General features: G+C 64.6%; 18 protein-coding genes. 7 read left to right on the top strand and 11 right to left on the bottom strand.

The window, feature by feature from the left end; genetic code table 11:
• Positions 1 to 157 precede the first annotated feature (157 nt).
• On the top strand, positions 158 to 1,300 hold the full coding sequence (locus E6N53_RS08090; protein ID WP_142858280.1) for a tyrosine-type recombinase/integrase: 1,143 nt from the start codon (positions 158 to 160) through the stop codon (positions 1,298 to 1,300).
• Between the two features lie 23 nt (positions 1,301 to 1,323).
• Here the strand turns inward: E6N53_RS08090 and E6N53_RS08085 are convergent, their stop codons facing one another.
• Entirely contained in the window at positions 1,324 to 1,884 is a 561-nt protein-coding gene (locus E6N53_RS08085; RefSeq protein ID WP_142858278.1) for a cytochrome c family protein, read from the bottom strand.
• A 463-nt stretch (positions 1,885 to 2,347) separates the two neighbouring features.
• Between E6N53_RS08085 and E6N53_RS20690 the strand changes: the two genes are divergently transcribed.
• Entirely contained in the window at positions 2,348 to 2,485 is a 138-nt protein-coding gene (locus E6N53_RS20690; protein WP_161569869.1) for a hypothetical protein, read from the top strand.
• 95 nt (positions 2,486 to 2,580) lie between these two features.
• Here the strand turns inward: E6N53_RS20690 and E6N53_RS20685 are convergent, their stop codons facing one another.
• The 5 genes from E6N53_RS20685 to E6N53_RS08075 form a co-directional block, all read right to left on the bottom strand.
• The gene (locus E6N53_RS20685) at positions 2,581 to 2,754 is read right to left on the bottom strand and encodes a hypothetical protein (protein ID WP_161570014.1); all 174 of its coding nucleotides are present in this window, start codon (positions 2,752 to 2,754) and stop codon (positions 2,581 to 2,583) included.
• A 216-nt stretch (positions 2,755 to 2,970) separates the two neighbouring features.
• Entirely contained in the window at positions 2,971 to 3,147 is a 177-nt protein-coding gene (locus E6N53_RS20680) for a hypothetical protein (RefSeq protein ID WP_161596527.1), read from the bottom strand.
• Positions 3,148 to 3,313: 166 nt separating this feature from the next.
• A complete protein-coding gene (locus tag E6N53_RS20990; protein WP_201741096.1) occupies positions 3,314 to 3,484 on the bottom strand; it encodes a hypothetical protein in 171 nt (56 codons plus the stop codon).
• Positions 3,485 to 3,558: 74 nt separating this feature from the next.
• A complete protein-coding gene (locus E6N53_RS08080) occupies positions 3,559 to 3,858 on the bottom strand; it encodes a DUF7130 family rubredoxin-like protein (RefSeq protein ID WP_236642320.1) in 300 nt (99 codons plus the stop codon).
• A gap of 48 nt (positions 3,859 to 3,906) precedes the next feature.
• A complete protein-coding gene (locus E6N53_RS08075) occupies positions 3,907 to 4,986 on the bottom strand; it encodes a YihY/virulence factor BrkB family protein (protein WP_142858276.1) in 1,080 nt (359 codons plus the stop codon).
• 117 nt (positions 4,987 to 5,103) lie between these two features.
• Here E6N53_RS08075 and E6N53_RS08070 point away from each other — a divergent pair, with 117 nt between their 5' ends.
• The 4 genes from E6N53_RS08070 to E6N53_RS08055 are packed head-to-tail and all read left to right on the top strand — an operon-like array spanning position 5,104 to position 7,681.
• Positions 5,104 to 5,415, top strand: coding sequence for a thiamine-binding protein (locus tag E6N53_RS08070; protein WP_142858274.1), 312 nt, complete (start codon positions 5,104 to 5,106; stop codon positions 5,413 to 5,415).
• Between the two features lie 39 nt (positions 5,416 to 5,454).
• Entirely contained in the window at positions 5,455 to 6,408 is a 954-nt protein-coding gene (gene mch / locus E6N53_RS08065; RefSeq protein ID WP_142858272.1) for a methenyltetrahydromethanopterin cyclohydrolase, read from the top strand.
• Between the two features lie 9 nt (positions 6,409 to 6,417).
• A complete protein-coding gene (locus E6N53_RS08060) occupies positions 6,418 to 6,948 on the top strand; it encodes a double winged helix-containing putative transcriptional regulator (protein WP_142858270.1) in 531 nt (176 codons plus the stop codon).
• 58 nt (positions 6,949 to 7,006) lie between these two features.
• Positions 7,007 to 7,681 (top strand): HAD family hydrolase, encoded by a 675-nt coding sequence (locus E6N53_RS08055; protein ID WP_142858267.1) that lies wholly within the window; start codon positions 7,007 to 7,009, stop codon positions 7,679 to 7,681.
• Between the two features lie 40 nt (positions 7,682 to 7,721).
• Here E6N53_RS08055 and E6N53_RS08050 read toward each other — a convergent pair whose 3' ends face one another.
• The 3 genes from E6N53_RS08050 to E6N53_RS08040 form a co-directional block, all read right to left on the bottom strand.
• Positions 7,722 to 8,828: a hypothetical protein gene (locus tag E6N53_RS08050; RefSeq protein WP_142858265.1), complete on the bottom strand. Its 1,107-nt coding sequence runs from the start codon at positions 8,826 to 8,828 to the stop codon at positions 7,722 to 7,724.
• A 47-nt stretch (positions 8,829 to 8,875) separates the two neighbouring features.
• Positions 8,876 to 10,474 carry a GTPBP1 family GTP-binding protein gene (locus E6N53_RS08045; protein WP_142858263.1) on the bottom strand — a complete coding sequence of 533 codons (1,599 nt, stop codon included), beginning with the start codon at positions 10,472 to 10,474 and terminating at the stop codon, positions 8,876 to 8,878.
• A 108-nt stretch (positions 10,475 to 10,582) separates the two neighbouring features.
• The gene (locus E6N53_RS08040; protein ID WP_142858261.1) at positions 10,583 to 11,083 is read right to left on the bottom strand and encodes a J domain-containing protein; all 501 of its coding nucleotides are present in this window, start codon (positions 11,081 to 11,083) and stop codon (positions 10,583 to 10,585) included.
• A gap of 178 nt (positions 11,084 to 11,261) precedes the next feature.
• Between E6N53_RS08040 and E6N53_RS08035 the strand changes: the two genes are divergently transcribed.
• Entirely contained in the window at positions 11,262 to 11,369 is a 108-nt protein-coding gene (locus tag E6N53_RS08035; protein WP_136589362.1) for a C2H2-type zinc finger protein, read from the top strand.
• 24 nt (positions 11,370 to 11,393) lie between these two features.
• On the opposite strand, the gene pyrF is transcribed toward E6N53_RS08035, so the two are convergent.
• Positions 11,394 to 12,197 carry an orotidine-5'-phosphate decarboxylase gene (gene pyrF / locus E6N53_RS08030; RefSeq protein ID WP_136601059.1) on the bottom strand — a complete coding sequence of 268 codons (804 nt, stop codon included), beginning with the start codon at positions 12,195 to 12,197 and terminating at the stop codon, positions 11,394 to 11,396.
• A gap of 70 nt (positions 12,198 to 12,267) precedes the next feature.
• The gene (locus E6N53_RS08025; protein WP_142858259.1) at positions 12,268 to 13,830 is read right to left on the bottom strand and encodes an amidohydrolase; all 1,563 of its coding nucleotides are present in this window, start codon (positions 13,828 to 13,830) and stop codon (positions 12,268 to 12,270) included.
• Positions 13,831 to 13,880 lie beyond the last annotated feature (50 nt).

Here is a 13,880-nt window from a genome sequence, read left to right as displayed (position 1 = left end):
TTGTGGGCACTCTGACGCCATTTTTCGCTGACCTTGGTGGCGCAACAATGAACGTCGAAGAATCCAGAAGACGCTAATTTTCGAACCCTCCGTAGTCACGCGATTACCGTTACTGTAGGGCTTCCTACAGACACTATAGCAGTTTCACACCCGCTCGATGGACTCAAACACAGACGAATCCCCGGATTACGATTTCCGTATCGTCGCACAGCAGACTGAATCCGCGCTCGATGAGTTCGGCCCGCGCGTCGATGCAGATTATCGCAAGTTCAAACAGGACTTCCTGAAGTGGCTCTCCACTCTGGGGAAGAACCCGACCCGCCGCCGAGGATACTCAGCTACGACACTCAAGACGACGAACTACAAGGTCGATAAAGCGTACCGCTGGCTCTGGCGCACTGAAGGGAAGTACAGTCTCAACTTCGGTCCCACGCACGCGGACGAGATGATGGAAGAGTTAGCGTTGATGAGTAATTACGCCGACTCGACCCTCCTGACCTTCGTGAAGGCAATCAAACGCCTGTTCAAGTACAAGAACCATCAGGAGAACACTGACCACGAGTGGGACTGCAAGGTTCAGCTCTCACAAGCGACCACCAGTAACACTCGGGACTACTTCCGTCAGAGCGAATTCCCCGCGCTCTATGAAGCGGCACTCTCGTACAACACAGTCAAGAGTTACAACAACAGCACGATGACACCTGAAGAGCGGGAGAATCTGAAAATTCACTTAGCGCAACGGTTCGGAGTCGAGAAGGAACATATCAGTCCCGACCACTTCAAACGGGCGAACTGTTGGAAGGTCCCATCTCTTGTTTCCGTCACGCTTGATACTGGACTTCGGCCCATCGAGGTCGGCCGCGCGACGGTCGACTGGGTGAACCTCCAACATGGGGAACTCAATATCCCGAAAGAAGAATCGACGAAGAATTACGAGAACTGGTCGTGCGCCCTCTCACAGAAGACGGTCGATGCGCTTGGACGCTGGATGAACGAACGGCAGGTCTACGAAGACTACGACGGCCGTGACGACCTCTGGCTGACTCAACGCGCGAACCCCTACGACTCGAACTCGCTCAACTACTTGCTTGACAAATTGCTGGAAGAAGCTGACATAGACAGCCAGGGGCGCGACCTCTCGTGGTACTCGATTCGCCACGGTGTTGCGACTCTGTGGGCCAACAACGAGGGAATCCACCACGCCCGCGACCAGTTGCGTCACAAGAGTAGTAGTACGACTATGCGATACGTCCACTCTGACTCAAAGATTCGGGGAGAGAAGGCCGACTCGATGTGGTGAGACTGTGGCTGATTTGTTACAAGTCACCGTCTAGACCCACCCTTACCTATTAGAAATGCGAGAAAGGTTAGGACGCCAGTCACCAATACCCAAAGGGCACGAGTAGTCTGGATGAACTCGGCTATTTCGCTCAAGGTCAGTGGGTCTTTTTTAATTATCACCGACTGTGAGTAGCCTGTTGCATCGTACAGGTGGTTACTGTCCTCGTCCAAAACGAGAACATTCACTCGATGCTCTCCGAGAGAGCTTTCCCCCGTGGTGAACGCCAACGGTATCTCCCTGGTTTGTCCCGCATCGAGCGAAAATTGTTTATATTCTTGATATTTTGTCATAGCATCTGGTCTGTCAGTCGCAACCAGAATGACTGCCTCCCCAGTAGCGTTTCCGATATTCTTGACCTCTAACACCCCTTCCACATTTGAACCCCTTTTTATCACATTTTGAGTTATATTGAACTCAGTGATACAAATTTCAGAGTTCTCCTGAGCATTACACGATAGGCTATCTTGTGCCAGTGCTGGTGACACTGAGATACCTGAGAAGAGTGCCAGGGCGACTACTGAGAGAATAGCTATGCGTCGCATTATTATCGGAGTGGTTCTGTTGGGAAATAGAACTTTCGTGGAATACAGTTAACCTTGACCGACCATTGGATTATCAGAATACTATGATTTCCAGTGGACTCCTAATTAGGCTCACGAGAGGGATATGAACTCAATTAGTGATTTCCGGATTCTGTCCACTGTATCGACGGCATCGCTCGAAATAATGCCTCTCAGCGCGTATTTTCGAGGGTATCGCAGAACACCTTGCCATGGTCACAACCTGGGTTCAAATCCCAGCCAGCGCACTTCTCTCGAACACAAGACGGCGAGCGACCGCTCCGCGTGTCGCTCGCGCTGGTGAGAGTCGGTGCGTGAAGGTCGTCGAGCGACCAGCGAGTGGACCGCCCGTGACTCACGACCTCACTCGACGCGTCGCCGAGACGTTCACTCGAGAACGTGTAACTCAAAATACTTGTTCCTGTGCCGTGTTACCACAGGTGGGATGCCCGAACTCACCATCTCGGACGAGCTCTACACCCAGCTCGAGACGGAAACGACAGACGGTGACGTCGAGGGGACGCTGTGGCGGATGGTCGCGATGTACCGGAGAACCCACAGCCCGCAGGCGGACCACGAGTGACACAGGAGCGTTCCGGTCGAACGTAAGCGGGTCGTCGTCCCAGTGACGAACGGGCCGACGACCGAGGCGGACGTCGAGCGGAGCGGACGAGGCGTTCAGGCCGCGAAGAACTGCGTGAGCTCTTCGTCGGTGACCTCGAGCCGGCGCGTGCTGTCGACCGTCTCGAGCTTCGCGGCCGAGACGTGCCAGCTGCCGTACTCGGCGACGCGCTCGAACTCGGTGTCGGCCTCGAAGCCGCGGTAGTCTTTCTGGAGGGTGATTTTGTTCATCACATCCGTTCGAACGCGCTTCGAGGGTTAAAGACTTACTATGAAACGAATTAAAATATTCATCTTCGTTCAGGAACGGCCACATTCGGTAGACGTTCGAGAGATTCTATCTCAGACGACTCCCACGACGTCCGGAATGCCGGTCAGCCGACGCTCTGTGGGCGTGACGCGTGGCGAAAACTGAGACTGCACCGCTCGAACGGGTGTGCAGACCGGTTACGCGGCGAAGAACTTGAGGAGTTCGTCGGCGGTGACCTCGAGGCGGCCCGTTCCGTCGACCGTTTCGAGCTTCGCGGTCGAGACGTGCCAGTGGTCGTACGTCGCAACACGGTCGAACTCGGTACCGGCGTCGAAGCCGCGGAGCGACTCCGTGAGTGTCAGAATACGGCTCATACTCGATGGGAGCCGACTCGAACGTTAAACGTTTACTATTTCAGTAGTAAACTATCACGGACGACCACAGACGAGCACGATTACCCGTGAACGACACGGGCACACACGGTTCGAGCGAGCGCCGTCTGCGCGGGTTACGACCGTCGGCACCGTCGACGCCGCGGCGTCAGAACTCGTGTTGCTTCTGGTGTTTCAGGCGTTCGGCGACGATACCGGGGACGGTCGTCTGACAGCGACGGCAGCGCCACGAGGGCTTCGTCACGCCTTCGAGTTTCGTCAGGTCGCGCTTGGTCTGCAAGAGCGCGTTACAGCCAGAACAGCGGCGAGTGATCGCCATACTCGCCCCTACGCCCGAGGCGTATTTGAAACTATCTTCGGAGCCGATACGTCGGCGACGAGTCGGGGACGGTCTCAGTCCTCGAGGACGTACACGAGGTCCTCGCGCCGAGCGCCACACTCACACCGTGCGGGGAGGGCATCGAGCGACCCGAGCGCGCCACAGTCGAGGCAGCGCCAGACGAGGAACGCCTCGCCGAACTCGTTCGGGAGCCGCTTGTTTCGCACCGAGACGGGCGGTCGAACCGCGCGCGACTCGGTGACCGCGCTAGCCGTCTCCGTCCCGCTGTCGACCAACCGTTGCGTCTGGGTCTCGGTGTGCTCCTCGTGACGGACGGTCCCCGGGGTCATCGGGCTCGGTGTTCGAACAGCCATGGTAGCGAGACGCACGCCATAATATTAAACACGGAGCGTACCCGTCGGTTACTCTGACTCTCGTGGCGACCAGGTGAGTTCGAGCGTGACCGGACCGGCGAACAGGCCGGTGTCGGTCCGGGCGACGACGGCGTCGGGGAGGGGAAGGGTTATTCGGCGGTTGCCGACGGTCACCACGACCTCGTCACTCTCTGCGGATTCGGTGGCCGCCTCGAGGGCGTGTTCGAGTGCTTCGAGCGCGTCGGTCACCTCGTCGCGAGCGGGCCCCGTCGAGTTGTCGTAGTCGACGCCGCCCAGGAGGGGCCGGACGTTGACGTCGCGGGAGCGGTTCGACAGGACGGCGTTGATGGCCGCGCCGAGGAGGATGACCAGCCCCGAGAAGTACAGCCAGGTGAGGAGGACGAGGATGCCCGCGACGATGCTGGGGTCTTGGGCCTTCGAGCTGACGGAGGCGTAGAGCTGAAAGAGCGTCTCGAACGACGCCAGACCGACGGCGGCGAAGGCGACGCCGGGGAGGACCTCGACGACACTGACGTCCGAGTCGGGGAAGACGTAGTACATCGGGAAGAGGGCGACGCCGATGAGGGCGACGAGCACGAGGCGGTGGGCGACCCAGGCGACCCCGGAGGCCCCGAACGACAGCTGTGATTCGACGACGATGGCCACGACGATGGTGACGCCGAAGACGACGAGGACGAGGATGCCGTCCGAGACCTGATCGGCGAACGTGTTGGCCGCCTCGGACTCGTAGATATCGGAGAAGGCGGTGTCGAGCCCGCGGAAGATGCGGAGGGTCCCCCACACGAGGAAGACGAGTCCGAACAGCGACAGCCCCGCCGAGCCGCCAGCCTGGGAGAGTTCGCCGACGAAGATGGGCGCTGCGCCGGGCGTGATGACCGAGGCGACGAACCGCTCGAATGCCGCCTGGAGGCTCTGGTCGCCGATGCGGGCGACGACGGCGAGCACCAAGAGCAGTAGTGGGAGCAGCGAGACGAACGCGTGGTAGGCGATGCTCCCGGCCATGAAGGTGAGTCGCTCGGCACGGATCTCGTGGACGATGGCGCGGAGGAGGACGAACGCACGCTCGACCCGCGGGTCTGCAGCGACGGCGCGAGAGATGACGGACATCGAATCGGATACGGTCGGGAGGAAGATAACCTGACAGGGCACACGGGTGTCGGCGCGGTCGCGGCGCGGCGTCACCCGACCACCGACAGTTACGTTCTCTGCCCGCGTCTCCCGACCATGACCGTCATCGCGATGCTGAGTGTGGCACCAGTCATCGAAGGGAGCATGGCCTCGGAGGTGGCGAAGGCCATCGCCGCGCTCGACGACTTCGACGTCGCCTACGAGACGAACCCGATGGGGACCGTCGTCGAGGCCGACGACGTCGACACCCTCCTCGACGCCGTCGCTGCGGCACACAAGGCCGTCGACGGCGACCGCGTCTCGACGTTCCTGAAGATCGACGACAAGCGGACCCGGACGCAGGAAGCGAGCGAGAAGGTCAGCCGGGTCGAAGCGGAACTGGGGCGCGAGGCGAGACGCACCCGATAGAACCCGGCACCATTTATCCGAGGCCGCGGAAGACGAGGTATGGAGAGTCTCAACCGGATGGCCATCGAACTCGTCGACGAGGTGCTGGACTTCGCCGACGAACTCGGGGTCGTCGTCTACGAACTCGACTCCGGCGCGACGGTCATCGACTGTGGCGTCGACGCCGAGGCCGGCCTGGAGGCGGGCCTCCTCCTCACGGAGGTGCAGACGGCTGGTCTCGCGACCGTACAGACGCGAATGGACGAGGTGGCGGGCGCGCCCGTCCCCCACGTCGAACTCACGACCGACCACCCGGCACTCGCGCTGCTCTGTTCGCAGAAGGCCGGCTGGGAACTCGCGTTCGAGGGCGAGGAGGGGGGGCCGGGGTTCGACGGCCTCGGGTCCGGCCCGGCCCGTGCGCTGGTCGGTCAAGAGAGCGAGTTCCAGGCCGTCGGCTACTACGACGAGTTCGACCTCACCGTTCTCACCGTCGAGAGCATCGACCTGCCCGACGACGCCGTCGCCGAACACGTCTCGGAGCTCACGGGCGTCGAGCCGTCGGGCGTCTTCTTGCCGACGTTCGCCACCGGGTCGACCGTCGGGAGCGTGACGATGGCCGCACGGGCAGCCGAACTCGCCGTCTTCCGTCTCTTCGAACTCGGCTACGACCCGACGGACGTGCTCACAGTCTCGGGGTCGGCACCCGTCGCGCCCGTCAGCTACGACGAGGGCGTCGCGATGGGTCGGACGAACGACGCGCTCGCGTACGGCGGGCAGGTGTACATACAGGTCCGCGAGGACAGTGACGTCTTCGACGAACTCCCCTCGACCGCCGCCGAGGAGTACGGCACCCCGTTCGAGACGGTCTTCGAGGAGGCCGACTGGGATTTCTACGAAGTCCCCGGGTCGGTGTTCGCCCCCGCACAGGTCACCGTCGACGTCGTCGACGGCCCGACGCGGGTGCTGGGCGGGACCGACGAGGAGTTGCTCGCGGAGTCGTTCGGGTTCGCGTAGGGGGTCGAGATGACGCGGTTCAAACTCGTTCCGGAGCCACCCGAGCGCGTCGAGGCGGTCGCCGAGGCACAGCGTGCCGTCCCGCTCGTCCCGGGCACCGAGGACGACTGCTGTGCACGGCTCATGCGACGGCTCGAGTTCCCGAGCCGGGACGTGGCGCGGACGTGGCTCACGTTCCTCCGCGCACTGGAACTCGCCGAGGAACGCGAGACGGGGTTCGTCCGTCGCTCACAGGAGCCGACACCGGCGCATCTCCGAAGCGCGTTTCTCGACCGCGTGTACGGCGCGCGCGAAGTGCGCGACGCCCTCACCGCGGAGCCGCGAGACGCCGACGCCGTCTTCGCGCGGTTCGAGGCGCGCGTTCCGGTGTGGGAACACCACAAGGACCCGTCGGGGTGGCGCGAGACGTGGCGCGAACGCGTCGGCTTCATCCTCGACTGGCTCGTCCTGCTCGGTCTCGCCGAGCGCCGTGCGGAGGGGTACGTCGTCGACGAGACCGGTCGCTCGGTCGGGAGCGACGGGGCAGATTGCGGGCGCTGACCACGCACCCACCCGCCGGGCACACGGCTTTTCTCCGAACCGCCCCTACGGCACACTGATGACGAACCCCCCGGTCGACACCGTCCTGTTCGACCTCGACGACACCCTGGTGACCTACAACAGGAGCACGGCCGAGGTGCTCGACGAGGCGTTCGCGGCCGTCGGCGTCGACCCGTTCTTCGCCGCCGAGGCGTACTTCTCGCGCTACGAGGAGTTCCTGCCGGTGACCGACTCCATCGAGGGGCTTCGAGAGGCGTGTTTCTCCGCCATCGCCGCCGACAACGGGTACGACTCGACGCTCGGCCGCGACGTCGCCCGGGCGTTCAACGCGCGTCGCGACCACGGCGACGTCAGGCTCCTGCCGGGCGCGCGCGAGGTACTCGACGCGTTTGCCGGCGAGTATCGACTGGGAATCGTGACGAACGGGATGCCGGCGGTCCAGCGGCCGAAGCTCGCGAGCGCAGAGTTGGACGAGACGTTCGAGACGGTCGTCTTCGCCGGTCACGACACCGAGCCGAAACCGGCCGCCGAGCCGTTCCGCCGGGCCCTGTCGGCGCTCGACTCGGACGCCGAGACGGCCGTCCACGTCGGCAACTCGCTCGCGTCCGACGTGGCCGGCGCACACGCGGCGGGGCTCCGGAGTGTCTGGATTCCCGCGTACGAGGAGGAGGCGACGATCAAGCCGCACTACCGTCTCGATTCCCTCTGGTCGTTGCAAAACCTATCATGGTGAGGATACGATGGGTCCTACCCCGCCCGTCTTGAGGTGATCTTCAAAGCTCGTCCGTAGTCACGCTGACAAGGCCGTTCCGTGAGAGGTCGGCGACGAAGCCGATAAACAGCGTGAGGGCGAACGCGACCACCGAAATCCGAGAGGGGAGCGGAGCTGAAGTAATCAGCGAGCCGAACAGAACGACGAGCAGAAAGGCAACCACCGCGACGACGGCCCCCACTAGGAGCTCCGAGAGCATCACCAATACTCGTTGTCCACCCCGCTGGAGGCTCGCAAGCGAGGATGCGTGGACGAGTGCCGCAAACATCTTGCCAACGGCCACGGGGACGGTTGCAGCAAACAACTGTGCTTTAGTCGCCAGGTCGTACTTCGTCGGGAGTTCCAGCCCGAATACCGTGTTGAGGACGTCGGCGATCGCACCGGGTGCCACGAGAGGAACAGTCACGACAAGCAGCCCGATTCCGGTCACCACCGCGATGCCGACACGTTCTTCAGAATCAATCGAAACAGCCCCTCCACCGACGTACAACAGGCAGGCAATCACAAACGTGCAGAGGAACAGTCCACCGACTGCTGGCAAGACTGACCCTGTCCGGAGCAGCAGGAAGATGATGAACACGTAAATGAGCCCGACGAGCACCGGAAGTCCGAGAAGGAAGTGGGCTTTCAGCGCGGCAGGGAGGCCGTCAGCCGCGTGCGTAGGCAAAACCAATTTGGCTTGTACGAGGGCGAAGACGAGTCCCACCCAGAGACAGAGGGAAACGAAGGCAATGCTAACCAGGACGAGGAGTCCAGTGAGTGGCTGGGAGAGGGGGATACCGGCCAAGGGGAGCGGGCCGTCCAACACACCGAACAGGTGGTCGACCAAGATGGCAACTGTCAGTACGATTAAATAGAGAAGTGCACCGGAGAGGCTGGTCCCCCAGAACGCCCCGAGTAGTGCACTCGTTTCGGATTCCGCCTCGACGTCCGCATCGGTGCCTGATTCTACGGCTGTATTTGAGTGTGGTGTCCGCTCTGACACCGCAGTCTTCGTCGGAGATGTCGCCGCGAGAAGCAGCCCACCAACGAACACCAAGAGCCAGCCGAGGTACCATCCTAATCGGCTACGCATGGAGTTGATCCCTTCGTTATCGGAATCAGTCATCCCGCTGCACGAATAGCCGTCGAGTAGTAAATCCCGGCTATACCAAGTCAGTCGTAGACCTGCGTAACCGTCCCGACGCCCTTACTCCGTCCCTCGCGGAAGACGAAGCGCTGACCCTCCTCGACCAGGTACGGGCGGAATTTGAATTCGATATCCGTCGTCCCGCTGTCGCCGGGGAGCAACTGCCCACCCGCGGGCCGGAACACCGCCGCCTCGCTGATGGTTTCGAGGTGGATGACCGGCTCGTAGCCCGAGCCGATTCTGGTCGGGTGGTTGAGCACCATCACCTCCGCCTCGAACCGCTTGACCGGCGTGGGGTCGGCGTCGGCCGGGAGGAGGACCATCCCGCGCTCGAGGTCGGCCTCGCGGACACCCTTGAGCGCGATGCCGACGATACGGCCGGCCTTCGCGCGGTCGACACGGTGGTAGTGCATCTCGATGGAGCGGACTTCGACCTCCCGGAAGGCACCGTCGGCCATCGGGCCGACGAGGAGTTCGTCACCGGCCTCGACAGTCCCGGCGTTCACCGTCCCGGAGGCGACGGCCCCGACGCCCGTGACGGAGTACGAGCGGTCGATGTACATCCGGAAGTCGCCGTCCTCACGGGTCGTCTTCGGCAGGAACTCGAACAGATAGTCGAGTTCGTCGATCCCCTGTTTCGTCACGGCGCTGGTCCTGAGGATGGGGACGACGGCGTCGCCGATCTCCTCAGCGGCCGTCTCGACCCCGTGGCGTTCGATTCTGAGCGGCGTCTTCCCGACGTCGCGAAGGAGCCGTTCGACCTCCCGTTCGACCTCGCTGACGCGCTCGTCGGAGACCACGTCGACCTTGGTGAGCGCGACGATCGTGGGGAGCTCCATCGCGAGCAGGATACCGAGGTGTTCACGCGTCGTCCGGGTCGGCCCGTCGTCCGCGGCGACGACGATGAGGCCGTAGTCGAGTCGCTGGCCCACGAGTCCACGGATCGTCGTTCGGAGCCACGGCTCGTGGCCGACCGTGTCGACGAACGAGACGAGGCGGTCCGCCTCCTGAACGATTCGCGCGCGGTCGGCCTTCCGGTGTGGGTTTTCCATATGCACCGGCCCGTCCGAGTCGAAGCCGTAGACGCCGTACGAGAGGTCGGCGGAGAGCCCGCGTTCGACCTCGTGGGGTTGGACGTCGAGGAACGAACGAGTCGCGCCCTCGCCGTCGTCCGACCGGCCGGTCACGAGCGAACCGACGAGGGTCGATTTGCCGTGGTCGACGTGACCGGCCGTGCCGACGACGATGTGGTCGTCGTCGCCGTCGAGCATCGCTCCCTCGTGGAGGGTCGCGACGCCGACGAGGCCGTCGTCGCCGACACCCCACGTCTCGACGTCGTGGATGTGGGCGCCCGCCTCCTCCGCCAGGAGCGAGAGGACGTCCATCGACTCCGAGAACTCCTCCCGGGAGATACCGGCGATGCCACCGTCGTCGGTGACACCGATGACGTAGGTCGCCGTGCCGTCGCCCGAGAGGACGCGGTGGCGCAACTGTGCTGCGAGGCTCTCCATCCGCCCCTCCGAGAGATGGACGCTGCGGGACAGCCGTTCTTTGAACTCGATGTAGCCGCCCTCTTCCTCTCCGCGCTCGAGGGCCTCGTCGAGAACGGCCCGGTCAGCGCTCATGTCCGCGCGTAGGAAACCACCCACGTTAAGACTTTCCGTGGTACGAGTCCTCGTGTCACAGGAGCGCTCGTGAACGGGGGCCGGAAGCGAGTCGGCCGAGCCGAGCGGTCACGTCGGCTCCTCGGTCAGTCGCTCGTACGCCCGGTTGACGCGTTTGAACTCGTCCTCGTCGCCCGACGGGCGGTCCGGATGGACCTCCTTGACGCGTTCACGGTACGCGCTCCGAACGGCCGCCTCGTCGGCACCGGGGTCCAGTCCGAGCGTCCGGTACGCCTCGCGCTGTGAGGGCCCCGAGGACGCCTGTTGGCCGCCGAATCGGGACTGGCTCTGTCCCTGGCGCTGGGCACCGGCACCGAACCCGCCGGGCCCGGTGGGCCCGGCCTGGCCACCCTGTGGGCCGCGGAATCGACTGCCGGCCCGAACGCGCCGGGTCCGCGTCCGCTCTTGCAGTCGGCCGCTCGCCTGATACCACATGAAGTAGGTCGTCGCGGCGAACGGGACGGCGAGGACGAGCAAGAACAGCTGCTGGGTGAACGAGAGCACCACTAGGAGGACGGTCAGGCCGGCGAAGACGGCCGCGAGCCCCAAGACGAGTCGGTCTCGGTCCACACCCCCGCTTGGGCGCGCGGGATTGTAAGCGTCTCGCACCCGGCGACGCCACGACGAGGGTGGCGTGCGTCCGCCGACACCGATGCCGGGCAGACTCCCAGTGACGACGACGGCTGTGTGTGGCGTCGACCACCGGGCGGAACGCTCATGTCGATGTGCCGTCGATTGACACGAGAGTATGTACGGCGACGACAGCGACTCGTACCGGTGTGAGGTCTGTGGGAAGGAGTTCGAGACGAAGCGCGCCCTCAGAGCCCACGTCCACGCCGTCGGACTCGTCGACTGAGCGCGGACACGGGGCGAGCGGCGCTCAGCGGTACTGATTGAGCCGCTTCTTGAGTCGCTTCGCCGCGTCGCCGGCCACCTTGGCGAACGCCTCCCCCTGGTCTTCGCCGGCGAAGATGATGCCGCGAGAGGAGTTGACGAGGCCGACCCCGTCGGCGAGGCCGTGGGTGACCGCGGCCTCGGCGTCGCCACCCTGTGCACCCACGCCAGGAACCAAGAACGGAAGGTCGGGCACCTGTTCGCGGACCGACTCGAGTTCCTCGGGCGTGGTGGCCCCGACGACGAGGCCGACGTTTTCGTTCCCGTTCCACAGCTCTGCGAGCGCGGCGACCCGCTCGTACACCCGGTCACCCGAGGCGAGTTCGAGGTCCTGCAGGTCGCTCCCGCCGGGGTTGGAGGTGCGACAGAGGACGAACACGCCCTTGTCTGCTCGGGAGAGAAACGGCTCCAGCGAGTCCCGTCCGAGGTAGGGGTTGAGCGTAATCGCGTCGGCGTACTCGAGGAGTTTCGCATACTGTCGGGAGGTGTTGCCGATGTCGGCTCGCTTCGCATCGAGGAGGACGGGGACGTCCTTTCCGTGGGCGTACGCGATGGTCTCACGGAGCGCGCGCCACCCGTCGCCGTCCTCGTAGAAGGCGACGTTCGGCTTGTAGCAGGCGGCGTGTTCGTGCGTCTCGTCGATGATGCGGCGGTTGAACGCCCACCGCGGCAGGTCGTACTCGTGGAGGTGGTCGGGGAGACGCGCGGGGTCGGGGTCGAGTCCGACGGAGACGACGCTGTCGACGCGGGTGATACGGTCGCGGAGGCGGTCGAAGAAGCGCTCGGTCATTGCCGCGTATCCTCCCCGGGGACTCAAAGAGGGTTCGGGTTCGGCCGTGTGTGCCGTGACTGTTGGGCCGTCACGCCAGTGCGTCGTACACCACCCGCCCGTCCACGACGGTCAACACGGGGTCGATGTCGCGGATGCGTCCCGCATCCCACGGTGACTCGTCGAGGACGACCAGGTCCGCCCGAGTGCCGAGCGCGAGCGTCCCGAGTCGGTCCTCGTCGAAGCCCGCGTACGCGCCGCCGACGGTGTACGCCCGGAGCGCCTCGGTGACCGTGAGGCGCTGTTCCGCGGCAGGGGCGGTGACGGCGTGGTCGACGCCCAACAGCGGGTCGAGCGGCATACAGTCGCTCCCGAACGCGAGCGGGACGCCGGCGTCGACCATCGCGCGGTAGCGGTTCGTCTCGGTTCGTCGGTCGCCGAGTCGTCGCTCGTACAGTCCGCCCTCGTCGGCCCACTTCAGGAAGTTGGGCTGGACCGAGGCGACGACGCCGGCCGCTCGCATCCGCTCGATCGCCTCGTCGTCGGTGAGTTCCGCGTGTTCGATGCGGTGTCGCTGTCCGTCGCCGTCGACGGCCTCGAACGCGTCCAGGACGGCGTCGACCGCCTCGTCGCCGATCGCGTGCGCCGTCAGCTGAAAGCCCGCGGCGTCGGCCCGACGGACGAGGTCGTGGAGTTCCTCGGGCGGGACGACCCACTGCCCGGTCGTGTCGGCGTCTGCGTAGGGTTCGGACAGCTTCGCCGTCCGGCCGCCGAAGCTCCCGTCGGTGTAGGTCTTGATGGCACCGACCGTGACGAGCCCCGCCCCGTGGTTCGTCCGGAGGCCGACGTCGGTCAGGCAGTCGAGGTGGTCCGACCAGTAGTTGAGTCGAACGCGGAGTGAGAGTTCGTCCGCGGCTTCGAGGTCGCGGTACACCTCGGGGGCGTGAGAGTTCCGAACCATGTCGTGGACACCGGTGACGCCGCGCTCGTTGGCGTGGCGCTGTGCGGCCGCCAGGAGGTCGCGCGTCTCCGCGCGGGAGGGGGCGACGGCGTCCCAGACGTCGTCGACCGCCGACTCGACGAGGACGCCGGTCGCCTCGTCGTCGCCCTGTACGTCACCCCCGTGGTCGCCGGCGGCGAGACCGAGCCGGTCGAGTGCGGCCGAGTTGACGGAGGCGACGTGCATATCCTCGCGGAAGGCGACGACTGGGAGGGAGTCGGACACCGCGTCGAGTTCCGCCCGGGTGAGATAGCCGTCGTCGTCCCAGCGTGACTCGTCGTAGCCGAAGCCCTGGACCCACTCGCGTCCCCGCGCCGCCTCGTCCCGGCCGTCATCTCTCACGGCAACCGCGACCGCGCGTTCGCGGAGGCGGTCGAGCGCGTCGTCTCGAGCGTCGACGGAGAGGTCGGCGTGGACGAGCCGTCGTCCGACCATCGGGAGGTGCGTGTGGGCGTCGACGAAGCCCGGGAGGACCACTCGGCCGTCGAGGCTGACGACGCGGGTGTCGGTACCGGCGAGGAAGTCGACGTCGTAGGCGTTCGTGAGGCGGACGATTCGACCGTCGCGGACGGCGAGGGCCTCGTACGTCTCGTCGGGGTCGGAGAGGGTGTGTACCTCCGCGTCGGTGAGGATGAGGTCGGCGGCCGCGGTCATACACCCTCAGGTGTGATGGAGGGGCAAGAACGTTCGGGAGTCGGGAAACG

Origin of the sequence: Salinigranum halophilum (assembly GCF_007004735.1) — an archaeon.
In the GTDB taxonomy this organism is placed as follows: domain Archaea; phylum Halobacteriota; class Halobacteria; order Halobacteriales; family Haloferacaceae; genus Salinigranum; species Salinigranum halophilum.
This window is presented reverse-complemented; position numbering and strand designations above follow the sequence as displayed.

Coding starts and splice junctions, on each gene's coding strand:
- E6N53_RS08060 (WP_142858270.1), top strand. CDS start 6,418: ATGACGCGGTTCAAACTCGTTCCGGAGCCACCCGAGCGCGTCGAGGCG.
- E6N53_RS08080 (WP_236642320.1), bottom strand. CDS start 3,858: ATGGCTGTTCGAACACCGAGCCCGATGACCCCGGGGACCGTCCGTCAC.
- E6N53_RS08045 (WP_142858263.1), bottom strand. CDS start 10,474: ATGAGCGCTGACCGGGCCGTTCTCGACGAGGCCCTCGAGCGCGGAGAG.
- E6N53_RS08075 (WP_142858276.1), bottom strand. CDS start 4,986: ATGTCCGTCATCTCTCGCGCCGTCGCTGCAGACCCGCGGGTCGAGCGT.
- E6N53_RS08085 (WP_142858278.1), bottom strand. CDS start 1,884: ATGCGACGCATAGCTATTCTCTCAGTAGTCGCCCTGGCACTCTTCTCA.
- E6N53_RS08055 (WP_142858267.1), top strand. CDS start 7,007: ATGACGAACCCCCCGGTCGACACCGTCCTGTTCGACCTCGACGACACC.
- E6N53_RS08035 (WP_136589362.1), top strand. CDS start 11,262: ATGTACGGCGACGACAGCGACTCGTACCGGTGTGAGGTCTGTGGGAAG.
- E6N53_RS08050 (WP_142858265.1), bottom strand. CDS start 8,828: ATGACTGATTCCGATAACGAAGGGATCAACTCCATGCGTAGCCGATTA.
- E6N53_RS20690 (WP_161569869.1), top strand. CDS start 2,348: ATGCCCGAACTCACCATCTCGGACGAGCTCTACACCCAGCTCGAGACG.
- mch (WP_142858272.1), top strand. CDS start 5,455: ATGGAGAGTCTCAACCGGATGGCCATCGAACTCGTCGACGAGGTGCTG.
- pyrF (WP_136601059.1), bottom strand. CDS start 12,197: ATGACCGAGCGCTTCTTCGACCGCCTCCGCGACCGTATCACCCGCGTC.
- E6N53_RS20685 (WP_161570014.1), bottom strand. CDS start 2,754: ATGAACAAAATCACCCTCCAGAAAGACTACCGCGGCTTCGAGGCCGAC.
- E6N53_RS20990 (WP_201741096.1), bottom strand. CDS start 3,484: ATGGCGATCACTCGCCGCTGTTCTGGCTGTAACGCGCTCTTGCAGACC.
- E6N53_RS08025 (WP_142858259.1), bottom strand. CDS start 13,830: ATGACCGCGGCCGCCGACCTCATCCTCACCGACGCGGAGGTACACACC.
- E6N53_RS08070 (WP_142858274.1), top strand. CDS start 5,104: ATGACCGTCATCGCGATGCTGAGTGTGGCACCAGTCATCGAAGGGAGC.
- E6N53_RS20680 (WP_161596527.1), bottom strand. CDS start 3,147: ATGAGCCGTATTCTGACACTCACGGAGTCGCTCCGCGGCTTCGACGCC.
- E6N53_RS08090 (WP_142858280.1), top strand. CDS start 158: ATGGACTCAAACACAGACGAATCCCCGGATTACGATTTCCGTATCGTC.